The sequence below is a fragment of the Acrocarpospora sp. B8E8 genome, assembly GCF_039871605.1.
Taxonomy (GTDB): Bacteria; Actinomycetota; Actinomycetes; order Streptosporangiales; family Streptosporangiaceae; genus Acrocarpospora; species Acrocarpospora macrocephala.
Map to the genome: position 1 here is coordinate 81,859 of NZ_JBDPLV010000018.1, position 20,876 is coordinate 102,734.

The window sequence follows — 20,876 nt, forward strand, 5'->3', positions numbered from 1 at the left end:
TCCGTTGGTTCGCCGGAGCGGCCTGAGCTGTCCTCTTTCCAGCGAGTGGCTATACCGTGGGGGTATGCCGAACCCCGCGATCCTCACGGTCGATGACGATCCGGCTGTCTCCCGAGCCGTCTCCCGGGACCTGCGCCGCCGGTACGGCGACCGCTATCGGGTGGTCCGCGCCGACTCGGGCGACAACGCACTTGAAGCGCTCCGGGAGATCAAGCTGCGCGGCGAGCAGGTGGCGGTCCTGCTGGCCGACTACCGCATGCCGCACATGAACGGGATCCAGTTCCTGGAATCGGCCATGGATCTGTTCCCGCTGGCCCGGCGCGTGCTGCTCACCGCGTACGCGGACACCGACGCGGCCATCGACGCCATCAACCTGGTCGACGTCGACCACTACCTGCTCAAGCCGTGGAACCCGCCCGAGGAGAAGCTTTACCCGGTGGTGGACTCGATGCTGGACGCCTGGCGGGCCAGCCCCGAGCCGCCCGCCTCGGAGGTCCGGGTGGTCGGGCATCGCTGGTCGGCGCCGTCGTTCGCGGTGCGGGACTTCCTGGCGCGGAACCTGGTGCCGTACCGGTGGCTGCTGGCCGACGAGCCGGAGGGCGGGCGGCTGCTGGCCGCGGCCGGGCTCACCGCCGACGACGTGCCGCTGGTGCTGACCTCGGACGGCAAGACGCTGGCCGCGCCCAACGAAGCCGATCTGGCGGTGCACGTCGGCCTCACCACCACCCCGTCGCTGGAGTTCTACGACCTGGTCGTGGTCGGCGCGGGTCCCGCCGGTCTGGGCGCGGCCGTGTACGGCGCGTCCGAGGGATTGCGTACGGTCCTGGTCGAGCAGCGCGCCACCGGCGGGCAGGCCGGGCAGAGCAGCAGGATCGAGAACTACCTCGGTTTCCCCGACGGCGTCTCGGGCGCGCAGCTGACCGACCGGGCCAGGCGGCAGGCGCTGCGGTTCGGGGCCGAGCTGCTGACCACGCGGGAGGCCATCGGCCTGGAGTCCGGCGGCACCAGCCGGCTGCTGCGTTTCGGCGACGGCACCTCGATCGCCGCCCACGCGGTCGTGCTGGCCACCGGCGTCTCCTACCGCATGCTCGACGCGCCAGGCCTGGACGAGCTGACCGGCCGCGGCGTCTTCTACGGTTCCGCCTCGACCGAGGCCCCGAGCTGCTTCGAGCAGGACGTCTACATCGTCGGCGGGGCCAACTCCGCTGGCCAGGCGGCGGTGCACTTCGCGCGGTACGCCTCCCGCGTGCACATGCTGATCAGAGGCGCCGACCTGCGGCATTCCATGTCCAGCTACCTGATCCAGCAGATCGAGGCCATCGGCAACATCACGGTCTGGCCGCACAGCGAGGTGGCCGAGGCGCACGGGGACGAGCATCTGGAGCGGCTGACCGTGCGCGATCCGCGATCCGGGGAGACTCGGGACGTGGACACGTCCTGGTTGTTCATCTTCATCGGGGCCGAGCCCAGGACGGGCTGGCTGGACGACGCGGTGCTGCGGGACCGGCTCGGTTTCGTGCTGACCGGGCCGGACCTGCTCTGCGAGGGTAAACGTCCGCCGGGGTGGACGTTGCCGCGTGATCCGTACCATCTGGAAAGCAGCATGCCGGGGGTCTTCGCGGCCGGGGACGTGCGCGCCGCTTCGGTCAAGCGGGTGGCCTCCGCCGTGGGCGAGGGAGCGATGGCCGTGTCGCTCATCCACCGCTATCTGGAGGCGCAGTGAGCGAGTTGCTGACCCCGGCGGAACTGCGGACGCTGTTCCTCTTCGAGAAGCTCGACGAACACCAGCTCGGGCTGCTGGCTGAGCACGGGCGGGTGGTGCGGTATCCGGCCGGGCAGACGGTCTACCGCGAGGGCGAACCGGCGACGTGTTTCATCGTGCTGCTCAGCGGGGTGATCACGCTCACCCGGCTGATCCACGGCGATGAGGTGGAGGTCACCAGAACCGAACAGCGCGGCGTGTACGGCGGGGCGACCCAGGCCTATCTCGGCGAGCAGGTCGACCAGATCTACATGAACACGGTGCACGCGATCAGCGACGTCGCGGTGCTGGAGATCCCCGCCGACCTGTTCGGGGGCTGGACCCGGGAGTGGTTCCCGATGGCCATGCACCTGCTGGAGGGGCTGTTCTTCGGCATGCGGGCCAGCCAGACCATCGTCGGCGAGCGGGAGCGGCTGATCGCGCTCGGGTCGCTGTCGGCCGGGCTCACCCACGAGCTGAACAATCCGGCCGCGGCGGCGGTGCGGGCCACCGCGGTGCTGCGCGAGCGGGTCACCGGCATGCGCACCAAGCTCGCGATGATCGCCGACGGCCGCCTGGACGGAACCCGCCTGCACAAACTGGTCGAACTCCAGGAAGCCGCCGTGAAACGCGCGGCCAGCGCGCCGCACCTGTCCGCGCTGGCGACCTCCGACGCCGAGGAGGCGCTGGCCGACTGGCTGGACGATCATGACGTGACCGCCGGGTGGGACATCGCGCCGACGCTGGTCGCCGGAGGCGTCGACGCCGAGTGGCTGGAGCAGGTGACCGGCGCGATCGGCCCGGAGAACCTGGAACCGGCGATCCGCTGGCTCACCTACACCATCGACACCGAACTGCTGATGGGCGAGATCGACGACGCGGTCTCCCGCATCTCCGGCCTGGTCGCCGCCGCCAAGCAGTACTCCCAGCTGGACCGGGCCCCGCACCAGACGGTCGACGTGCACGACCTGCTCAACGCGACTCTGACCATGCTGCAGGCCAAGATCCCGCAGGGCATCCGCACGGTCAAGGAATACGACCGCGACCTCCCGCCGATTCCCGCCTACGCCGCCGAACTCAACCAGGTCTGGACGAACCTCATCGACAACGCCATCAGCGCGATGGGCGAGACGGGCACGCTGACCATCCGGACCACCCGCGAGGCCAAGAACCTGATCGTCGAGATCGCCGACACCGGCCCCGGCATCCCGCCCACCATCCGCCCCAGAATCTTCGAACCCTTCTTCACCACCAAGCCCGTCGGCGAGGGCACCGGCCTCGGCCTGGACATCTCCTACCGGATAGTCGTCAAAAAACACCACGGCGACATCCGCGTCGACTCCACCCCCGGCGACACCCGCTTCCGCGTCTTCCTCCCCTTCGAGGACTGAATCTCCTCACGACGAGAACCGGCACAACCGTGCCAGCGAAACCAGCCGCCAGGCCCTCCTGGCACGGTGCGGCGAGACGCCTCTCGGACGTGTGGGTGGCCCCCGACCCATGGCTCGGTGCGGAGACCTCTCCCCGACCCTGTGGTGGTCCCGCCTCGGGGCCTCTCTTGGCGCCGGTGCGGCGAGAACTGACGCCTGCGTAAACGGCGCCGGATAACGGCGAGGAACCTGGTGGGTCGGCGGTTATGGGTGCTTGGTTCCGCCGATGACCACGATGTCTTCGAGGGCGGGGTCGGGTTCTTCGAGAGGGGGGCGTCGGCGTGGCCGGAGTCGCTGGACGACGAGGGTGCCCGCGATGGAGAGCAGGGCGACTAGCGCCAGAAGGTAGACGGGCGTTGTTGCTGCTTCCTCCTTTGGTTGGGTAAGCGCCGCATTCGTCACCTGTGGGGACGGCTGGGCTGCCACCGCCTGGGATTGGCCGGTGACCTCGCCCTTCCAGGGGAAGCCTGGGGGTTTGATTTCGCCCCAGTAATCCTTTACCTGCGTGCCGCCGGTGACGGGGAACTCCGGCTGGGCGAGGGTCAGGGTGCCGGGGACGGTCAGGGTGCCGACCTCGTGTTCCATGAAGAAGCCCTGGATGCCCTGGACGCGCCAGGTGCCTTGAGGGATCTTGACGGCTACCGCGTAGTGGGCGGGTTCGGGTAGGCGGGAGCCGGTGAACGTGAGGACGGTGCCCTTCTCGTCGGTCAGGCGCAGGCCGGTTTCGCCCAGTTGTTTCTCTGAGCCCTCGAAGGGGTGGGTGCCGTGCTGGAGCACCCAGTAGCCGACCGTGTAGGCCTGGCCGGCCTCGATCCGATCGGGCAGCGGGTCCAGTTCGGTGACCGCCCATCCGCCCGCGTACGCGGGAACGGCCATCGCGGCCACGATCACCATAGACCCGAAAAACACGAAAAATCGTCTCATCTTCGCACCTCCGGCTGTTCTACACCGCCCGCGCCCGCGAGGTTCCGATCCTGTTCGGGATGCCGGCCCGCCTCTATATAAGCCAGCCCTAATATGACGAAATCGAACATCTGTTTGTACAGTCGAGACATGGAGACACTCTTCCAAGGGTCCTTGCTCGACTGGGGCGACGAGGTCGGCCCGGGACCGCTCGGCGGCACCGTCCGCAGGACCCCGCTCGCCCACGGCGCCTGGATCGACATCCGCCCCGCCTGGATGACCGGCGCCGACACCCTGTTCCGCCGCCTGGCCGACACCGTGCCCTGGCACGCAGAACGACGCCAGATGTATGACCACATGGTCGACGTCCCACGCCTGATGAGCTTCTACGGCGAAGAAGACATCCTCCCCGACCCGGCGCTCGACGAGGCGAAAGCCCTGCTCAACGCCCACTACGCGGCCGAGCTAGGCGAGCCCTTCCGCACTGCGGGCCTGTGCCTCTACCGCGACGGCCGCGATAGCGTCGCCTGGCACGGCGACCGCATCGGCCGGGGCAGGACCGAGGACACGATGGTCGCCATCATCTCGATCGGCGCCCCCCGCAGCCTGCTGCTCCGCCCGCGCGGCGGAGGCGGCCCCACCCTCCGCCACGACCTCGGCCACGGCGACCTCCTGGTGATGGGCGGCAGCTGCCAGCGCACCTGGGAACACGCCGTGCCCAAGTCCGCGCGCGCGATGGGCCCGCGCATCAGCATCCAGTTCCGCCCCAGGGGCGTACGCTGACCTGATCAGCCGGGGAAACGGATGAACGGCGGCGGCACATGCGCGGTCAGCCAGACGCCGTTGGCGCTGCGATAGAAGACATGGCCCGCCGCGTGCATCGCCCCGGAATCAACCGACAGGATGACCGGACGGCCGCGCCGCGCCCCGACCCGGGTGGCGGTCTCCCGATCCGGCGACAGGTGCACGTGCCGGCGGCGCATCGGCCGCAGCCCGTCCGCCTGGATCCCCGGCACGCTCGCCGCGACCGTCCCGTGGAACAGGAACCCGGGCGGCTCGACCTCGGGCAGGCCGAGGTCCACCTCAACCGAATGGCCCTGGCTGGCCCGGATCCGGTCGCCCTCGATCGCGAAACGCTGCTTGTCGTTGCCCGCGACCGCGTCGGCCAGTTCGTCCCGCGAGATCGGGAAGCCGTGCGCCCCGGCCGCCGCCAGCAGCTCCGGCACCGGCACCCAGCCGTTGGCGTCCAGCGTGATCCCGATCCGCTCGGGCTGGTGCCGCAGGTGTTTGGACAGGTATTTGGAGACCTGTACCAGCCGCCGTTCGTCCGTCACCGCTCGTCACATCCCTTCGCGATCTATCGTGGCCGAATCCACCCCCGGGCGCCATCGGGTTTCAAGCGACGGTTCTCCGGTAACGGTGGGTGCGCCGGGCCAAGCCGTGATCGTCGAGGGTGCGGGTGATGAGCCGCATCGCCCGGCGGAGCGTCATGTCGTCGAGGTGGCCGTACCCGATGACCACGCCGTTGCGGTGGCGGCCGTCCGGATGGCAGTAGTCGGCCAGGTCGGCGGCGATGAGCTCGTTGCGGCGCAGCATCCGCACGATCTCCCCCACGCGCACGTCGCCGGGCAAGAGCAGCGTCATCGACGACCCTGAATCCGGCCCGGCCAGGCCGACTTCGGCGACCTGGGGCCGGTAACGCCACCCCGCGCGGAACAGATCCCCCAACGGAGGCATCACATGGCCAAGCTCGACATCACCAACGTTCCCCGCGAACTCGACGAATTCATCGCCACGAGCGGCAACCCCCGGCATCGCCAGATCGCCGAAGTCGTCCGCCGCCACTACCTGCTTGAACTCACCGGACGCGGCGACGAACTCTTCGCCGAGGACATGATGGCCGAGAACCCCCTCTACTACATGAACATCAACGGCCTGAGCATCACCCTGCGCGGCACCGAGGAGGTCAGCGCCTTCTACGAGTCCCAGCACGGCGTGATGCTCGCGGCCACCGACGTCACCCAGGTGGTCAACGACTACGGCTACTGGACCGAATGCCAGTTCAACTGGTACCTGACCGGCGCCGCCCTCGCCGACCAGGGCGTGGAGGTGTCCTCCCCGGACGCCACGTACATCAAGAAGTCCTGGATCTCCATGTACTGGCCGTTCGACGACCGGGCCCGAATGCTCGGCGAACACATCTACGAACACCTCGACATCGCCGAGATCATCCCCATCCCCGCAGAGGACTTCATCACCCTGGAACACGCCCAGAAGGTCCTCACTCCGCTCCTCCGCCCGCTCCCTATGTACACACCGTGACGGAATGATGCTGGGCGGGTGCGCCATCGGGCTGTGGCCTGCTCCGTCCGGCCGGAGCAGGCCGCCGAGGTGACCGTCCCCGTCAGCGGTCGCGGACGTAGTAGTGGCCGAGGCTGTCGTCGAAGCGGCCGGTGGACCGGCAACATCGGCGGAAACCGCCGCCCGGAGCCGCAGGGGCACGGGTCGTTGCCGCCGAGTTTCTCGATCAGTTCAGTGTCGACGCCGACGCTGCGGTCGCCGCGCTTGACGTGCGTCTCGCTGGAGGGAACCCCCGGCGGCGCTTGCTGATCGGCTCAAAAGGACATCTCGTCGTAGTACATGGCTACCTCCCGAAGTCGATCTCGACGGTAACCGGATGGAGACGCCGGCGCGATCGGATTTCGCCGCCGCTCGCCGTTGTCATATAGGCGCTATGCACCGGCGGAGAGGAGAGCTGTCACGTCGTGGTGGTTGAGGTAGACGACGATGCGCAGGGCGCCCGAGTCGCGGCGTACCAGGAAAGTCGATTCGAGGCGCAGGGGTCCCGGTCGGCGCGTTCGGCGGTCCAGTCGATGCTCACCAGGGTGTGCTGGTCGTCGAGGCGCAGCTGGCGGGCGTCGGCGCGGTGGATGGCGCCGACTCCGGCGGCGGCGAACATGTCACGCCGGGCCGGTAGCGCGGCCGCCAGCATGGCGGGGGTGAGGGCGATCGCGTGGGCTGGGTCCAGGGCGAGGAAGTTCGGCGCGAACAGTGCCGTGGCCTCGGTGCCCTGCTCGGCGTTGCGGCGGTCGTAGTCCTCGATGAAGGCCTCGATGTCGGGGTCGAGCGGACTCCACGCAGAGGTGATCATAGTTCGGTCGCTACCTTCTCTAGCAGGGGTACGGCTGCCGCGAGCTGGGCAAGGTCGGCGGCGTCGAGCCGGTCTCGCAGCACCTCCTCGATGCGGCCGAGGCTGGCGGCTTCGCGGTGGCGCAGCGTGCGCTGGCCGGCGGCGGTGATGGTCACGACCACCCGCCGGCCGTCGTCGGGTGCTCTCGACCGGCTGACCAGTTGCTGGCCTTCCAGGTGGGTCAGCGTCGCGGCGACAGCGGCTCCGGTGACCCCTTCGTCGCCGGCCAGGGCTCCCGGGGACGTCGGCCCGGACACGTCGAGGCGGTGCAGGACGGCGAGTTCGAGAAAGCTGAGTCCCTCGCCGGTGTCGACATACATCCGCCGCAGCCGCCGGGCCAGTCGGCCGACGGCCAGGCGTAGATCGCGGGCAAGCTCTGGAGGGTCACTGGTCGACATGTAGTTAAGCTAGCTTAACTAAGCCAGCTTAGACAAGTGGACGATCACGCGCCGGACCCGCTGCGGCTCGTACCAGGCGCCGACTTGGCTCCTGCGGCCCGCCGAAACGGGGATTACGGGGAGGAACCACGGGGCCGGACCGGCCGTCCGGGCCCCGCGGCACGGTCAGTCGCCCGTTACAGCTTGTTCCAGCACTTTCCGAGGCAACATGCCCACATTTTCGGTTTGCCCAATTTTTGTTGATTTATCAATAAAATGAGAATTTGATGTGGATTAAAGTAGCTGATTAAAGTAGTTGAAAATATTAGGCGTTTGTGCGGTGCGTATTGGATGCGAAAGAACGAGAGGCCGGAGGAGTGAGTTCACTCGCGGATATCTGGGATGACCAGGGATGGCCCACAGGCGAGACCGTGGAGCGGATCCTGAGCGGGCATCCCGCGGGAGAGGCAATACGTGCTCCGATCCTGCACTCATGGCGGCGTTGTCAGGACGCCGGGCTCACCCCCGGCACCTTCCTACCGCGCCTGATCGACGACGTGGACTACGACAACACCCTGGTACGCGCGGCCCGGCCCGTGCTCGACCGGCTCCAGACCACCGTTGCCGACACTCCGTCGGACGTGTTCCTGTGCGATGCGTCCGGAGTACAGCTCCTCCGTGTCGTGGGCGACGCGTCGATGTGCAGCGGATCGAACGCCATCCTCGCCGTTCCCGGCTTCAGCTTCGCCGAGTCGAACATAGGCACCAACGCCGCCGGCTCCACGCTGATGGAACGGCGAACATGCCAGGTCGCGGGCAACGAGCACCCCTGGGAACCGCTGCGCAGGTTCACCGCCGTGGGCGCACGGGTGTGCCATCCCCTCAGCGGGCGCGTGGAAGGGGTCGTGTGCGTCGCCGCCACGCGCGAGAGGGCGAACGCGCAGATGATGGCCGTAGCCCGGCGATCAGCCGACGCCGTCGAGCAGCGGCTGCTCGAGCTCAGCACCGAACGCGAGCGGGCCCTGTGGAGGAGGCTTCGCGGGGCGCGGGAGGCCAGAGCCGCAAGCGCCGTACCGGGCTCCATGCCCCGGGACCTGTGCCACCGCGATCGGCTCGCCCTGGAAGACGCCGCCGTAAGGCTGATCGCGCAGGGCCGGGCGGCTGTGGTGGAGGTAGCCCTGTGCGACGGGCGCACAGCCACGCTCGTCGCGCAGCCGGTGAGCGATTCCGCCGACCTGACCGGCATCGCCGTACAGGCCCGCTGCCCAGGCGGCTTGTCGCGCAGGTAGGCCAGGCGAGCAACCTCAGCCGACCAGTTTCAGATTAGTCAACTCTGGTTGCTTGAATCGGGCTTCCTCGCGTGCAGCCAGCACGCCAGTGACACGCCAACGCACGGCCAGTCACGCACAAGTGATGCCCAAGACGGACGAGTCACGCTCGGAGCGAAAGGTCTTCGCCGCCACTCGGCGAAGTTGGTCGCATCCACGGGTCGTTCGCTCACGGGAGACGGAATCATGCGCATAAGACACGGGGCAGCGGGGGCTCCCGCGCAGCCTTGTCGACGCCGGTCATACTGGCGACACGAGTCGCCGCTCGGGGTGGGCACATGTCCGTCGTGAAGATCAGCCCGGTCCCGCTGGACCAGGCTCCCGAGGTCACCGAGTTCCTCACCAGGCTCGATCTGGGCGCCTTACGCCAGGACGAGATCTCCGCGTTCCGCGGCCGCAACGACAGCTGGGCCGGTGTGACCAGTACGGGATTCCCCGTCTTCGTCAAGCGGGTCGGCGGCGAGCCGAGCACGGTCCGCCCGAGGGTGGACCGGATCAAGGCGATGGGCGAACTGCTCAACACGCACCCGGTCGTCAACGCTCCCCGATTCCTGGGCGCAGATGAGGAGTCCGGCCTGGTGGCCTTCGCCCTGCTGCAGCACGCCCAGAGCGGATCCGACCTCGGTGGCGACGGCTTCACCTGGGAACTCGCCCACTCCGCGGGATTCCAGGTGGGAACGCTCCACACCCTCCAGGTCCCGCAGGCCGTGGCCGAGGACACCTCGGAGCCGCCGCTTCCCCCGCTCAAGGCCCTGGTCGCGCTCCCGCTGGAGGCGTACGCGGTCGCGAGCGGCGCGGAGCTGGAGGCATGGGCGATCCTGCACAACGATCCCGTGGTCGTCGAGATGATCAGAAAGCTCTCCGCGTGGGAGAAGGACAGCGCGCCCGTCCTGGTCCACGGCGACCTGCGGCTCGATCAGTTCCTGCACCACCACGGCAAGCTCCACCTGGTCGACTGGGAAGAGGCCAGGCGGGCCGACGCCGCCCGGGACGTGGGCGCTTTCGTCGGCGAATGGCTCTACCGCGGCGTGCTCGGTATGGCCGGCCATGAGGAAACGGTCAGCGATCGGGAGGTCGTGGCCAACGGCGCACGCCGCTTCGAGATGCTGCGGCCGAACATCGAGGCGTTCTGGTCGGGCTATCTGGAGGCCAGACCGGCGGCCCGTGCCGACCGGGACCTGGCGACCCGGGCGGCGGCCTTCGCCGGCTGGCACATGTTCGACCGGCTCCTCGCCGCCGGGTACGAGCGCGCGCGGCTGACACCGCTGGAGCGCGCGGCGGCGGGTGTCGGACGCAAGGTCCTGATCAATGCCGCCGATTTCACGGCCACGCTGGGCATCGGAGGCTGACGGTGAAACTGTCACTCGACCGCGTCCAGATCGGCCCCGACCGCACCTCCGCCACGGTGGACGACCGTGAGGTCACCGCCGACAGCCCCAAAGCGCTGCGATCCGCGCTGGCGGGCGCGCTGTACGACGTGTTCCACGCCGGGCGCGCGCCCGCGGCAGGGCCTCGTCCCAAGTCGATCCGTGACTCCGCCTTCGAGCGGGAACTGCGCGTCATGGTTCCGCACCCGCTCTCCTCCGTCCTGGCGCCGGTGGCGCCCGGCGCCTCCGATGTCGTCCAGCTGAGCGGTGTACGCGTACGGATCCCCGAACCGCAATTGGGCGCCGAGGTTGACACGCCCGCGGGACCGGCGCGATGGGTCAACCTGCCGGCTGTCCTGCCAAGGGTCTCGCCCGGGTTCCTGCTGGTCAACGGCTCCGCGGGCGCCGACATGCGGCCGAGCGCACACGTGCGGCTCTACGTCGGAGCCGAGACCGCCGACGCGGCCCCCGAGTTGTGGGGTGCGGTGCTCACCCGGCTGGAGAGGCTCCGCGTTCCCTATCGGGCCAAGGTGCTCTCCGCCCGCGATCTCTATCCGCGGCGCGACTCCATCGTGGTCTATCTGGGGTCACGTGCCTGGCATGCCGTACCGGACATCGCGGAGGCGGCGGCCGCGGCCGGTGGGCTGCGGGGGGATGCGTCCGCCTACGTCGCCGAGGTCGGCCCCGGGATCGGCTGGGCCTGGGAGCCGCAGGACGACCGGCCGGGAATGCGCGGCCTGAGTTTCGGCGAGCACCGTTCGCACGCCATCGCCGCCGGACTGCTGGCGTATGCCAGACAGGGCGGAGACCGGGACGAAGAGGTCACCGTGGCGCTGCGTGCCGCTGGTATCGAGCCCGACGCTCTTTACCGGAACGCCGACTCGCCGCCGCTCCCGTTCGAGATCTCCGGTCCCGAACGGGTCCGTAACCCGAAAGCAGGCGAAGAGGAGGTGAATTCATGCCCACCGACCTCCTGATCGAAGGGGCCGACGCCTACACCTCGCTGACGGAGATCGCGGCGTCCGACGCCGACGCCCTTGAGCTGCTGGCCGACACGACCTGGATCTGGTCGCTCTGCACGCTGACCATCGAGGGCGGCTGCTGAGCCCGGATCTCGACACGAGGAACTCCATGACCGCTGAACTCCTGTTCGAGGGCGCCGACGCCTACACCTCGCTCGCCGAGGTCGCGACCGCCACCACCGAGATCGAGTCCCCGCAGGTGACTCCTCTCATCAGCTTCACCCCCGTCAGCTTCGTCAGCGTCACGATCATTGCCGGCTGCTGACGACAACGGAGATCAGCCGGCTACATCGCGAAGATCGCTCGCCTGCTGATCTCGAGAAATCCCATCACCCGATCCGAAAGGAATACATGCCTGTCGAACTGCTAATGGAAGGCGCCGACAACTACACCTCGCTCGCCGAGGTCGCGGTCGCCGCCGAAATGGAAAGCCCTGAGGCGACTCCCGCCCTCATCATCTCGTTCTCTATCGGCGTCAGCGTCACGGCCACCGCGGCTATGGGCTGCTGACCCGCGGAAATCTCATCACCCAAGAAAATCGAAAGGAAAACACATGTCCGCCGAACACCTGATGGAAGGCGCCGACGCCTACACCTCGCTCGCCGAGGTCGCGACGGCCAACGAGATCGAGTCCCCGGAGGCGACTCCTCTCACCACCGTTACCACCATCAGCTTCATCAGCTTCACCGTCGTCCTCGGCTGCTGATGTCCTGATGTGCCGCGGTGCCACGGGCCGGCTCGGGCGGCCCGTGGCATCGCACCGATGTCAGATCTTGGAGAATCCGATGCCACCCGCACTGCTGTTCCCCATCCAACCCACATATCCCGATCAGGTGATTCCGTTCGGCGAGCTGGTCATGAACGGGCTGGCCGGCCGGCTCTGGCTGGGACAGTCCTTCGCGGTCGAGTCCCACCAGATGATCGCCTACCTGGTGGGCCGCGGCATCAAAGTGCCGACCGGGCTGAGCGTGACCCTGATGCCGCTGCGCCATCCGATGGAAGCCGCTGCCCAAGCGCGCAGCCTGGCCCTGCTCACCGGCCGGCCGGTGGTCGCCGGGTACGGCGCCGCCACGCCGGAATTGGTGCAGTCGCTGCGCGGCACGCCGTACCGGAAACCGGCGACGGCCGCGGCCGGGTACGCCCAGACGGTGCGCGACATGCTCAACGGAGTGATCTCCGGTCATGACGGCGAGGCCCGCGGCGGGCTGCCCAAGATGAAGCACGCGCCCGTCGAGGTGGGCCTGGGCGTGCTGCGCCCCCGCATGGCGCGGGCGGCGGGCCGCGTCGCGGATGTGGCCGTCACCTGGATGACGCCGCCCGGCTACGTCAGGGACACGCTGATTCCCGCCCTGGCCGAAGGCGCGACGGGCCGTGCGTCGGTGCCCCGCGTCGCGACCGTCGTGCACGTGGCGCTGGCCCACCCCAGCCGTGACCCGGTCAAACTCGCGCACAACGGGGCTGGACGGCATCTCACCACACCCCACTACACCGACATGCTCCGCCGCGCCGGCGTGCCCGCCGACCCGGCCGACCCGCGCGCCGGCGCCAAAGCCCTGGTAGAGGCCGGGGTGTATGTGTACGGCACACCGGAGGAGGTCGTGCGACGGCTGCGCGACTACCGCGATGCGGGCGTGGACGAGATCATTCTCAACACCGTCGGAGTCGGCCTGACCGAAGGGCTCAAAGCCGCGGCGGCGGACGCCGAGCAGATCCTCACCGCGATGGCGGACGCCGATGAATGAGAACCTCATCGCCCCGGCGTTCCGCGCCGAGCGGCTGCTTATCCTGATCACCGGGTCTCTTGGCGCCACCTTCATGCCGTACTGGCTGAACTGGCTGCGGCTCTGCTACCCGCACCTGGACATCCGGGTCGTGGTGACCAGAAGCGCGGAACGGTTCGTGACCCGGCATTCGCTCACCGCCCTACTCAACAGGGATGTGCAGCTCGACGACTGGCCGGACAGCCCGGAGCCGGGCTCCCCGCACGTGGACTACGCCTCCTGGCCGGACACCGTGCTGGTCTACCCGGCTACCTACAACTTCCTGAGCCGGTTCGCGGGAGGTCTCGCCGACACGCCCATGCTGCTGGCGCTCCAGTGCACCACGGCGCTGATCGGCATCGCGCCGAACCTGCCGCCGGGGGCCGATCAATCTCACGCTTACCAGCAGAGCCGGGCGGCGATCAAGGCCCGGCCCAACGTGGTGCTCGTCGATCCCATCCCCGGCCTGAGCATCCATACCCGAGAGCAGAACGCGTCGGTGGCTCCTCCGCTCCCGATCCTGGTCGAGCGGCTGGAGGAGCTGCGCGATATCCGCGAGAAGGAGGTCAGATGAGCAAGGTCGTAGCGTCCTACGCGACGGGATACATGCTCACCGCGATCGTCGAGTCCGGCGACGGGGACTATTTGTGGACCCGGCGTCCCGGGCCCGCCCGTACCACCCGGATGCGCACACCGGATCCCGCCGTGCTCGCCACCGTTCTGGAGGTGCCGAAGGGCCGGGTCGGGTTGACCGTGCCATCGCGGCGAGAGGGCGGCGGCGTGACGTACCGGACCGGGCAGGCGCGCCCGATCGCGTCCGCGTTCCTCGGCCTCGGGGAGAGCGGGTTCGACCTGGAGCGGGACGCCGCGGACACGCTGACGGCGACCGGCCTGACGCTGGCCCTGCTGCACGCCAAGCCGTTGCCGTTGGCCGACCTGCCTGCCCCGGAGGGCCCGCAGCGGTTGCTCGCCTGGCTGCGCGGCGGGCAGGGGCCCGGGGCGGCGGCGGACCTGCACCGTCGCGCGGTCGAAATCCTGGGCCAGGCCCGGATGACCGCCGCTGAGGCGTGGTGCGCGCCGCTGCCGCAGAGCCGGCACGTGTTGCTGCACGGCGCTCCCGGCCACGGCATTCTCCTGCCCGCGACCCCCGGCCGGGACGGAGCCCTGCTGATCGGGGAGGACATCAGCGCGGGCGCGCCAGAGTTCGATGTGGGTTGGCTCGTCGGCGAGCTGGTGGAGTTCCGCGACGCCGGCCGGAAACTGGGGCACGGTCCGCTCCGTCACGTGGACTACGACGCGCTCATCGGCTGCCTGCTGGACGGTTACGCTGCCCCGCTCGACCTGGCTGAGGTGGGGAGGGTGGCCGCCGTACGATTCCTGACCCACACGCATGACTTCGCCGCTTACATGCAGTGGCACGAGATCTTGGTGGGTTACCTGAACGTTCTCGCCGACGTGATCGACGCGGCGGACAGCGGACAGTTAACGACCTCTTCTTTGGGCAAGGTGAGTTATCGGTGAAAACCGCCGAAATCATGCGGGTGAGCTTGAACAACGGGCTGCGCGTGGTCATTGAGGAGGACCACTCCGCGCCGGTGGCGGGTGTCGCCGTCCACTACGGCATCGGCTTTCGCGCGGAGGCCGAGGACAGGTCGGGGCTGGCCCATCTGTTCGAGCACCTGATGTTCCAGGGCGAAGAACAGGACCACTTCCAGCAGGTGGAGAGCATCGGGGGCTTCTGCAACGCCTCCACCCGGCAGGACTACACCGACTTCTACACCGTCGTGCCCGCCGAGGCCGTGGCGCGGGTGATCGAGCTGGAGGCCGGTCGCATGCGCGCTCCGAAGATCACCGAACGGGCCATCAAGGCCCAGACCTCGGTCGTCAAGGAAGAGATTCTGGGCAAGATCCGCAAGCCCTATGGCGGCTTCCCCTGGCCCCGGCTGTCGCCCGTGCTCTTCCGCGACTTCGCCAACGCGCACGACGGGTACGGCGACTACGCCTCCCTTCAGCATGTCACCCTGGACGACTGCCTGGACTTCTTCGACCGCCACTACAGCCCGGCCAACGCCGTGGTGACGATCACGGGCGACGTCGACACCGGCGCGGTGCTGGAGGTCGTCGAGCGCACATTCGGAAAGATTCCGGCACGGCCCGTCCCCGTACTCGGCTCCTGGTGGGAGCCCGAGCCGGCGGAACAGGTGGAGGCCGAATACACGGACCCGATGGCGCCGCTGCCCGGGTTCGCCCTCGGCCACCGGGTGCCGAACGCGGCAGAGGATCCAGGTGCCCACTTCGCGCTGTCCGCGCTCGCGGGCGTGCTGACCGGGGGCAACCGGCCCCGGCTGCGGGAACGGCTGCGGCGGGAGACGGGGCAGATCATCACGTTCTCGACACGCGTCGGGCTGTTCGACTTCCTTGACGCTCGTGATCCCGACATGTGGATCCTCACCGCGGTTCACCCGAAGGCGCTGTCGACCGAGCAGGTGCTGGCCGCCGTGGACGCTGAACTGGAGTCGCTCGAGCCGACCGAGGAGGAGTTGCGGCGGCGCCGTACCACCTGGATCAACGCCCATCACCGGTCGATGGACGAGCCCGCCAACCGGGTGCGCATGCTGGGGCGCTTCGAGCTGCTGTTCGGCGATCCGGGCCTGGCCGGGCGGCTGCCCGGCCTATGCGCGGAGGTGACCGCGGCCGATGTGACCGCGGCGGCCCGCAGTCTGCGCGCGCAGTCGGGCGCGCTTCTCAGAGTCGTCCCCCAGGAGAAACCATGAGCAACCCGATCGCCGACCGCACCTTGCCGAACGGGCTGCGCCTGCTCGCTCTGCGGCATGGCATCACCCCCTTGGCCGAAGTGCGCCTGCACCTGCCCGCACCCTGCCCGACCCGACTCGATCTCGCCGAGTCCACGCTGCTGGCGGCGTCCCTGGCCCAGCTGCAGGACGCGTACGACGGCGTGGAGTTGAGCGCGATGGCCGACATCCACAGGATCTCCGTCAGCGCCTCCAGTTCGATGGCCGACCTGGAATCGCTCATGGCGGCGCTGGCGCAGGTGGTGGAAGGCGCGCCCATCGACCTGGAGGTGGCGCGCGGGCAGCTGATCGCCCAGTTCAGGATGGTCAGGGCTCATCCCGACATCGCGGTCAGGGTCGAGCTGGCCCAGCACCTGTTCGGCGACCATCCGGCGACCTTCTTGCTGCCGGCGGAAGCCGAACTGGCGAGCGTCACGGAACTGAGGCGGACGTTCGATCCTCGCGGAGCCGTCCTGGTGCTTCTCACCTCGGCGGACCCTGAGCAGATGGCGGACGCCGCGGAGAAGGCGCTGGGCGGATGGCGCCCGGCCGCGCGAAGCGTGCCCCCGCTGCCGCCGCTCCCCGCGATCGAGGGCGGACGGCTCGCGCTGCTGCCACGTCCGGGCGCACCGCAGTCCCGTATCCGCTTGCGCGCGCAGGCCCTGACGCCGGATGACGATCGTTACCCGGCGCTCTTCCTCGCCTGCAACGTGCTCGGCGGTTACGTCTCCTCCCGGCTGTCGCGAAACCTGCGCGAAGACAAAGGGTACGTATACGGTATTACCTCCATGTTCGACCTCCACCCCGGCAGCGGATTCCTGGCCATCGAGGCCGACACCGCGGTCGCGACCACCAATCCCGCCTTAGCGGCAGTGGCCGACGAGCTCCGCCGAATGCGCACGCATCCCCCCACCGGGGATGAGATCCAAGCCGCCCGGGCCTTCGCGATGGGGTCCACAGCGACCCGCCTGGCTCCGCGCGCCGCGTTCGCCACAGCGCTCGCGGACCTGACGGCCAAGGCGATCGATCCGCTCTTCCTGCTGGACTTCTCCCGCAAACTGGCGGCGGTGACCCCGGAGGCGGTGGTGGCAGCGGCCGAGGAATTCCTGACTCCCGAACGCTTCGCCGGGGTTATCGCCGCAGACCCCGAGTCGGTCACCCATCCGATCCTCAACTGATCGATCTTGTCAGGGCGTCGAGGATCACGCCGAGCCCGAACTCGAACTCGTCGCCGAAGTCGTAACCGGGCTTGAGGATGTGCTCGATCGCGAACTCGGCGAGGTGGGGGTACTCCTCGGCGGAGACCTGCCGGCTCATCGATTCGGCGACTTCGGCGACAGGCTGCGGGCCGTTGATGGGCAGCGAAGCCTCCGATAGCGCGAATCCGTACACGTAGCTGTCGAGCAGGGCGTAGGCGTGGGCGGTCATCTCCACCGAGAAGCCCGCCCCGCGCAGGGTGCCGATGACCGCGTTGTGGTGTCGCAGCGTCGCGGGGCCTGGGTTGGTTCGCGACTGCGAGAGCGCGATCGCCCAGGGGTGGCGCCTGAACACCTGGCGAGCCGAGGTCGCGCTGCGACGCAGTTCCGATCGCCAGTCACCGCCGGCCGACGGTGGTTCGATCTCGCCGAAGACGAGATCGACGATGCCGTCGAGGATCTCGTCCTTGTTGGCGACGTAGTGGTAGACCGACATCGGCTTGACGCCGAGTTCCTGGGCGAGCGAGCGGATCGTCAGCGATCCGATCCCCACCGCGTCGGCGACCGCGACGGCGCCGCGCAACACCCGCTCCCGGCTGAGCGGAACGCGTTGCCCTTCGCTGACTGGTTTCAACATCCCACTCCCGGACGATGGCTCGTTCGTACTTAGTACTGTAGCGTTTCGTACTAAGTACGGCGGGAGCGCCCCGCCGGTTGGAGGGGACGACCATGGGACGCCAAGGGCAGCAGCGAACAAGCGGACGAATCGTAGGTGCGCTCATCCTGCTCGGGTATGTCGCGTACATCGCAGGCAGCGGCCTGCTCGACTCCGGCGTAGGTACGGCCGTGCCGTCCGACCTCGTCGCCAATCAGCTGCAGATATCGGCAGGAGCACTGCTGATGCTGATCAACTCCGCTGCCGTCGTCAGCATCGGAGTGCTGGTACTTCCCGTATTAAGACCCCACCACGAGGTCTCCGCCTATGCGTATCTGATCACCAGAGTATTCGAGGCGGTGATGCTGGCCGTCGGAATACTCTGCCTTCTGCTGCTGATACCGCTCGGACAGCAGTACGTCGATGCAGGTGCCGGTAATCTCCCATCCCTCGCCCGCGTCGCACAGGAAACACAATTTTATTCGTATCAGATCGCCATGCTCGGGCTCGGGCTCGGCAGCATACTGTTCTGCCGCGCCCTGTTCCGAACGAGGCTCGTCCCCAGATTTATGGCGGTGTGGGGAATGGCCGGTTATGCCATCTTCGCGGCGGGGGCGGCGCTTGAGGTCCTCGGGTACGGCGTTGGCCTGGCCCTATCCGTTCCAGGCGGACTATTCGAGATCGCCCTCGCCGGCCTGCTCATCGCGAAGGGGTTCGGTCACCCCATCGTTGACCGCGTGCAGGCGAATTCCTCGATGGTGTAAGGGGCGCGCCCGGTCGTCCGGGCGACCGTGTCAGTGACGGGGATGCGGAGCCGTCCGCTGGCCACGTCGGACAGCGCCTCGGCCAGGAAGAGGCCGTAATCCCGGGAGAAACCCTTCGAGATCATCAGGTCGATGAACTCATGTGGCTCGATGGGGGTGTAGCGGACCGGTCTGCCCAGGCCCTGGGTGAGGACGCGGGCGACATCGTGATGGGAAAGCTGTTCGGGCCCGGTGATGGGAAGTACGCCCGACGGGCCGCCGCGCCGCAGGGCCGCCACGGCGACCGCGGCGACGTCGCGTGCGTCCACGAAGGGGATACGCCCGTCGCCGGCCGGGAGTCTGATCTCGCCCGCGTCGGTCATCGCGGCGAAGGATCCGGCGGTGAAGTTGTCCATGAACCAGGTGGGGCGCAGGATCGCCGAGGTGACGGGAAGGCTCTCCAGGGCCAGCTCCGTCGCGCGCGACGGGTCGGTGTCGGGAGCGTTCTCGGCATCGAGGGTGGAAAGCAGGACGATCGTGTCGACTCCCGCTGCGGCGATGGTCTCCAGCAGCCGGGGAGCTTTCTCCGGCGCGCCGGGATGACTGTAGGGAATCACGAAGTAAGCGGCGTCGCTGCCGGAGGACGCGGGCGTCCAGGTGTCTTCGTCGTCCCACTCGAAGCGAACCCATTCGCCATGTCCGGAAGGGCTTCTTCCGGCTGTTCTCACCCGCCATCCCGCGGCGGCCGCCTGCCGGGTGACATGGCGGCCGGTCTTACCGGTCGCACCGAACACGGTGACCGTGTAGGGGGTCATGGGCCCGAAGGTAGCCGATAGCGACCCGGGTTCAAGTCCGGGCTGGTCCCGTCATTGGCGTGCCGGTAACATGTCGGTTGGCGCCCGTCCACGCTCAACCTCCGGCAACCTGCCCCAGCCGGGTTCCCACGGAGGCAAAGGGAGGTTCACCTCTCGGCCGGGGTTTGGTCTTCGATCGTGCGGCCGCCGTATCGATCGCTGGGGGATCCGCGTGCGGGCCGCGGGAGATCACGATGACCAAGCAAGCCGACTTCAAGCGACGCGTGCGCGCCCGCATGTCCAAGACCGGCGAGTCGTATGCGACCGCCCGCAGCAAGCTGCTCGCCGAACAGCCGGACACGGCTGCCCAGGCCGCCGAAGAGTGGATGGCGGCGGCGTTGCACGTGAGCAACGGCGACTGCACCGACCTGCCCGGGACCGGGCTCGCGCGGCAGGTGCTGTACTGGCGGGACGTCCTGCACGAAGGGCCGGTGCCCGCGGTGGGACCGGAGGCACTCCGCCAGATCAGAGCCACCTTCCTCGCCCAAGAAGGCGTCGACGACCGGGCGGAGGGCGCGCGCATGTTCCTCGACCGGGACCAAACCCTCGCGGCCAACCGTGACGGCCAGTACGTGCTCTGGTTCGAGGCCGACCTGTACGACCAGTTGCAGATCATCCAGATCCTTGACCGGCTCGCCGAACTCGGCGTGCCCGCGGCGCGGATCACCCTGATCTGCATCGGCGAGCACCCGGGCATCGCCCGCTTCGGCGGGCTTGGTGAGCTGACGGCCGAGCAGTTGCGCGAGCTGCCCGCGACCAAGGCGTGCGCGCGGCTGACCCCCGCCGCGCTCCAGCTCGCCGCCCGTGCGTGGGCGGCGTTCCGCGCGCCGGCGCCGGACGGTCTCGGCGCCATCGCCGCCACCCGCTCGGGTGAGCTGCGGTTCCTGGGCGAGGCGTTCGACCGTCTCAGCCGCGAGTACCCGTCGACCCGCGACGGGCTGTCGCTGACCGAACGGCGGGTGCTCGCCGCAGTCGCCGACGGCGCGCCCGATGCCGGGGCGGCGTTCGTTCGCGCGGGAGCGCGGGAGATGCGTCCGTACCTGGGAGACGACTGGTGCTTCGCGATGATGGACAGGATGGCGAATGCACCGGTGCCGCTGCTGCAGGTGGACCCGGCGGGCCGTCCGGTTGACCGCGGGAGCGGCCTGCGCCTGACCGACACCGGAGCACGGGTTCTGGCCGGCGGTGCGGACCAGGTCACGCTCAACGGCATCGACCGGTGGATCGGCGGTGTGCATCTGCGCGGGCGTCACGTGCAATGGCGCTGGGACGACGGGACCGAAACCCTCGTCCGCCTGACCGAGGCGACGTAGAAGCGGACCGAGAACGAGTGGCAGCCCGCGCTCTGCCGCCGCGACAGCACGGATGGCGGCGGAAGAGCGCGCGGTGCACGGGTCAGGAGTCGATCGGCTCTCCGTCCTTGTCGAAGGCTGAATCTTTCACCTGCCAGGGGAAACTCGTGGCAGGTCAGCGACACGGCCGGACGGGTCGTTCTGTACATCCGCGTGAAACAAGCCG

25 protein-coding genes are annotated in these 20,876 nt (G+C 68.8%); 18 read left to right on the forward strand and 7 right to left on the reverse strand.

All coding sequences use genetic code 11. The annotated features are described in order from the left end of the window. Positions 1-64: 64 nt before the first annotated feature. Positions 65-1,723 (forward strand): FAD-dependent oxidoreductase, encoded by a 1,659-nt coding sequence (locus tag ABGB08_RS19505; RefSeq protein ID WP_347592197.1) that lies wholly within the window; start codon positions 65-67, stop codon positions 1,721-1,723. Continuing rightward, positions 1,720-3,132: an ATP-binding protein gene (locus ABGB08_RS19510; RefSeq protein ID WP_347592199.1), complete on the forward strand. Its 1,413-nt coding sequence runs from the start codon at positions 1,720-1,722 to the stop codon at positions 3,130-3,132. The genes ABGB08_RS19505 and ABGB08_RS19510 overlap by 4 nt, the downstream gene beginning before the upstream one ends. A gap of 243 nt (positions 3,133-3,375) precedes the next feature. On the opposite strand, the gene ABGB08_RS19515 is transcribed toward ABGB08_RS19510, so the two are convergent. Further along, positions 3,376-4,095 carry a hypothetical protein gene (locus ABGB08_RS19515; protein ID WP_347592201.1) on the reverse strand — a complete coding sequence of 240 codons (720 nt, stop codon included), beginning with the start codon at positions 4,093-4,095 and terminating at the stop codon, positions 3,376-3,378. 129 nt (positions 4,096-4,224) lie between these two features. Here ABGB08_RS19515 and ABGB08_RS19520 point away from each other — a divergent pair, with 129 nt between their 5' ends. After that, entirely contained in the window at positions 4,225-4,857 is a 633-nt protein-coding gene (locus tag ABGB08_RS19520) for an alpha-ketoglutarate-dependent dioxygenase AlkB (RefSeq protein ID WP_347592203.1), read from the forward strand. 5 nt (positions 4,858-4,862) lie between these two features. Here the strand turns inward: ABGB08_RS19520 and ABGB08_RS19525 are convergent, their stop codons facing one another. Both ABGB08_RS19525 and ABGB08_RS19530 read right to left on the reverse strand, forming a co-directional pair. After that, complete coding sequence (locus tag ABGB08_RS19525; protein WP_347592205.1) at positions 4,863-5,408, reverse strand: RNA 2'-phosphotransferase; 546 nt, start codon at positions 5,406-5,408, stop codon at positions 4,863-4,865. A gap of 61 nt (positions 5,409-5,469) precedes the next feature. Next, complete coding sequence (locus tag ABGB08_RS19530) at positions 5,470-5,814, reverse strand: hypothetical protein (RefSeq protein WP_347592207.1); 345 nt, start codon at positions 5,812-5,814, stop codon at positions 5,470-5,472. Here ABGB08_RS19530 and ABGB08_RS19535 point away from each other — a divergent pair, their 5' ends adjacent. Next, the gene (locus ABGB08_RS19535; protein WP_347592209.1) at positions 5,815-6,396 is read left to right on the forward strand and encodes a hypothetical protein; all 582 of its coding nucleotides are present in this window, start codon (positions 5,815-5,817) and stop codon (positions 6,394-6,396) included. A 436-nt stretch (positions 6,397-6,832) separates the two neighbouring features. On the opposite strand, the gene ABGB08_RS19540 is transcribed toward ABGB08_RS19535, so the two are convergent. Together ABGB08_RS19540 and ABGB08_RS19545 are read right to left on the reverse strand one after the other, a co-directional pair. Beyond that, on the reverse strand, positions 6,833-7,225 hold the full coding sequence (locus ABGB08_RS19540; RefSeq protein ID WP_347592211.1) for a hypothetical protein: 393 nt from the start codon (positions 7,223-7,225) through the stop codon (positions 6,833-6,835). Next, complete coding sequence (locus tag ABGB08_RS19545) at positions 7,222-7,662, reverse strand: MarR family transcriptional regulator (RefSeq protein ID WP_347592213.1); 441 nt, start codon at positions 7,660-7,662, stop codon at positions 7,222-7,224. The genes ABGB08_RS19540 and ABGB08_RS19545 overlap by 4 nt, the downstream gene beginning before the upstream one ends. Positions 7,663-8,072: 410 nt before the next feature. Here ABGB08_RS19545 and ABGB08_RS19550 point away from each other — a divergent pair, with 410 nt between their 5' ends. From ABGB08_RS19550 to ABGB08_RS19605, 12 genes are all read left to right on the forward strand, one after another. Further along, the gene (locus ABGB08_RS19550) at positions 8,073-8,930 is read left to right on the forward strand and encodes a hypothetical protein (RefSeq protein WP_347592215.1); all 858 of its coding nucleotides are present in this window, start codon (positions 8,073-8,075) and stop codon (positions 8,928-8,930) included. A 317-nt stretch (positions 8,931-9,247) separates the two neighbouring features. Next, on the forward strand, positions 9,248-10,318 hold the full coding sequence (lxmK, locus tag ABGB08_RS19555; RefSeq protein ID WP_347592217.1) for a class V lanthionine synthetase subunit LxmK: 1,071 nt from the start codon (positions 9,248-9,250) through the stop codon (positions 10,316-10,318). Between the two features lie 2 nt (positions 10,319-10,320). After that, complete coding sequence (locus ABGB08_RS19560) at positions 10,321-11,313, forward strand: T3SS effector HopA1 family protein (RefSeq protein ID WP_347592219.1); 993 nt, start codon at positions 10,321-10,323, stop codon at positions 11,311-11,313. Next, positions 11,295-11,441 (forward strand): hypothetical protein, encoded by a 147-nt coding sequence (locus ABGB08_RS19565; protein WP_347592221.1) that lies wholly within the window; start codon positions 11,295-11,297, stop codon positions 11,439-11,441. The genes ABGB08_RS19560 and ABGB08_RS19565 overlap by 19 nt, the downstream gene beginning before the upstream one ends. Positions 11,442-11,467: 26 nt before the next feature. Continuing rightward, positions 11,468-11,623 carry a hypothetical protein gene (locus ABGB08_RS19570; RefSeq protein WP_347592223.1) on the forward strand — a complete coding sequence of 52 codons (156 nt, stop codon included), beginning with the start codon at positions 11,468-11,470 and terminating at the stop codon, positions 11,621-11,623. 86 nt (positions 11,624-11,709) lie between these two features. Continuing rightward, on the forward strand, positions 11,710-11,868 hold the full coding sequence (locus ABGB08_RS19575; RefSeq protein ID WP_347592225.1) for an LxmA leader domain family RiPP: 159 nt from the start codon (positions 11,710-11,712) through the stop codon (positions 11,866-11,868). A 43-nt stretch (positions 11,869-11,911) separates the two neighbouring features. Further along, positions 11,912-12,064 carry an LxmA leader domain family RiPP gene (locus tag ABGB08_RS19580; protein WP_155358790.1) on the forward strand — a complete coding sequence of 51 codons (153 nt, stop codon included), beginning with the start codon at positions 11,912-11,914 and terminating at the stop codon, positions 12,062-12,064. A 79-nt stretch (positions 12,065-12,143) separates the two neighbouring features. Next, positions 12,144-13,100 carry an LLM class flavin-dependent oxidoreductase gene (locus ABGB08_RS19585; protein WP_347592227.1) on the forward strand — a complete coding sequence of 319 codons (957 nt, stop codon included), beginning with the start codon at positions 12,144-12,146 and terminating at the stop codon, positions 13,098-13,100. Next, a complete protein-coding gene (locus ABGB08_RS19590) occupies positions 13,093-13,692 on the forward strand; it encodes a flavoprotein (protein WP_347592229.1) in 600 nt (199 codons plus the stop codon). The genes ABGB08_RS19585 and ABGB08_RS19590 overlap by 8 nt, the downstream gene beginning before the upstream one ends. Then, positions 13,689-14,639 carry a hypothetical protein gene (locus ABGB08_RS19595; protein WP_347592231.1) on the forward strand — a complete coding sequence of 317 codons (951 nt, stop codon included), beginning with the start codon at positions 13,689-13,691 and terminating at the stop codon, positions 14,637-14,639. Before ABGB08_RS19590 ends, ABGB08_RS19595 begins: the two co-directional genes overlap by 4 nt. Further along, a complete protein-coding gene (locus tag ABGB08_RS19600) occupies positions 14,636-15,892 on the forward strand; it encodes a pitrilysin family protein (RefSeq protein ID WP_347592233.1) in 1,257 nt (418 codons plus the stop codon). The genes ABGB08_RS19595 and ABGB08_RS19600 overlap by 4 nt, the downstream gene beginning before the upstream one ends. Continuing rightward, the gene (locus ABGB08_RS19605) at positions 15,889-17,088 is read left to right on the forward strand and encodes an insulinase family protein (RefSeq protein WP_347592235.1); all 1,200 of its coding nucleotides are present in this window, start codon (positions 15,889-15,891) and stop codon (positions 17,086-17,088) included. Before ABGB08_RS19600 ends, ABGB08_RS19605 begins: the two co-directional genes overlap by 4 nt. On the opposite strand, the gene ABGB08_RS19610 is transcribed toward ABGB08_RS19605, so the two are convergent. Continuing rightward, the gene (locus tag ABGB08_RS19610) at positions 17,081-17,743 is read right to left on the reverse strand and encodes a TetR/AcrR family transcriptional regulator (RefSeq protein ID WP_347592237.1); all 663 of its coding nucleotides are present in this window, start codon (positions 17,741-17,743) and stop codon (positions 17,081-17,083) included. The two genes, ABGB08_RS19605 and ABGB08_RS19610, sit on opposite strands and share 8 nt — an antisense overlap. Positions 17,744-17,835: 92 nt before the next feature. Here ABGB08_RS19610 and ABGB08_RS19615 point away from each other — a divergent pair, with 92 nt between their 5' ends. After that, entirely contained in the window at positions 17,836-18,525 is a 690-nt protein-coding gene (locus tag ABGB08_RS19615; protein ID WP_347592239.1) for a DUF4386 domain-containing protein, read from the forward strand. On the opposite strand, the gene ABGB08_RS19620 is transcribed toward ABGB08_RS19615, so the two are convergent. Then, the gene (locus ABGB08_RS19620) at positions 18,480-19,319 is read right to left on the reverse strand and encodes an NAD(P)H-binding protein (protein ID WP_347592241.1); all 840 of its coding nucleotides are present in this window, start codon (positions 19,317-19,319) and stop codon (positions 18,480-18,482) included. The two genes, ABGB08_RS19615 and ABGB08_RS19620, sit on opposite strands and share 46 nt — an antisense overlap. A gap of 233 nt (positions 19,320-19,552) precedes the next feature. On the opposite strand from ABGB08_RS19620, the gene ABGB08_RS19625 reads away from it, so the two are divergent. Then, positions 19,553-20,671, forward strand: coding sequence for a hypothetical protein (locus ABGB08_RS19625; RefSeq protein ID WP_347592243.1), 1,119 nt, complete (start codon positions 19,553-19,555; stop codon positions 20,669-20,671). Positions 20,672-20,876 lie beyond the last annotated feature (205 nt).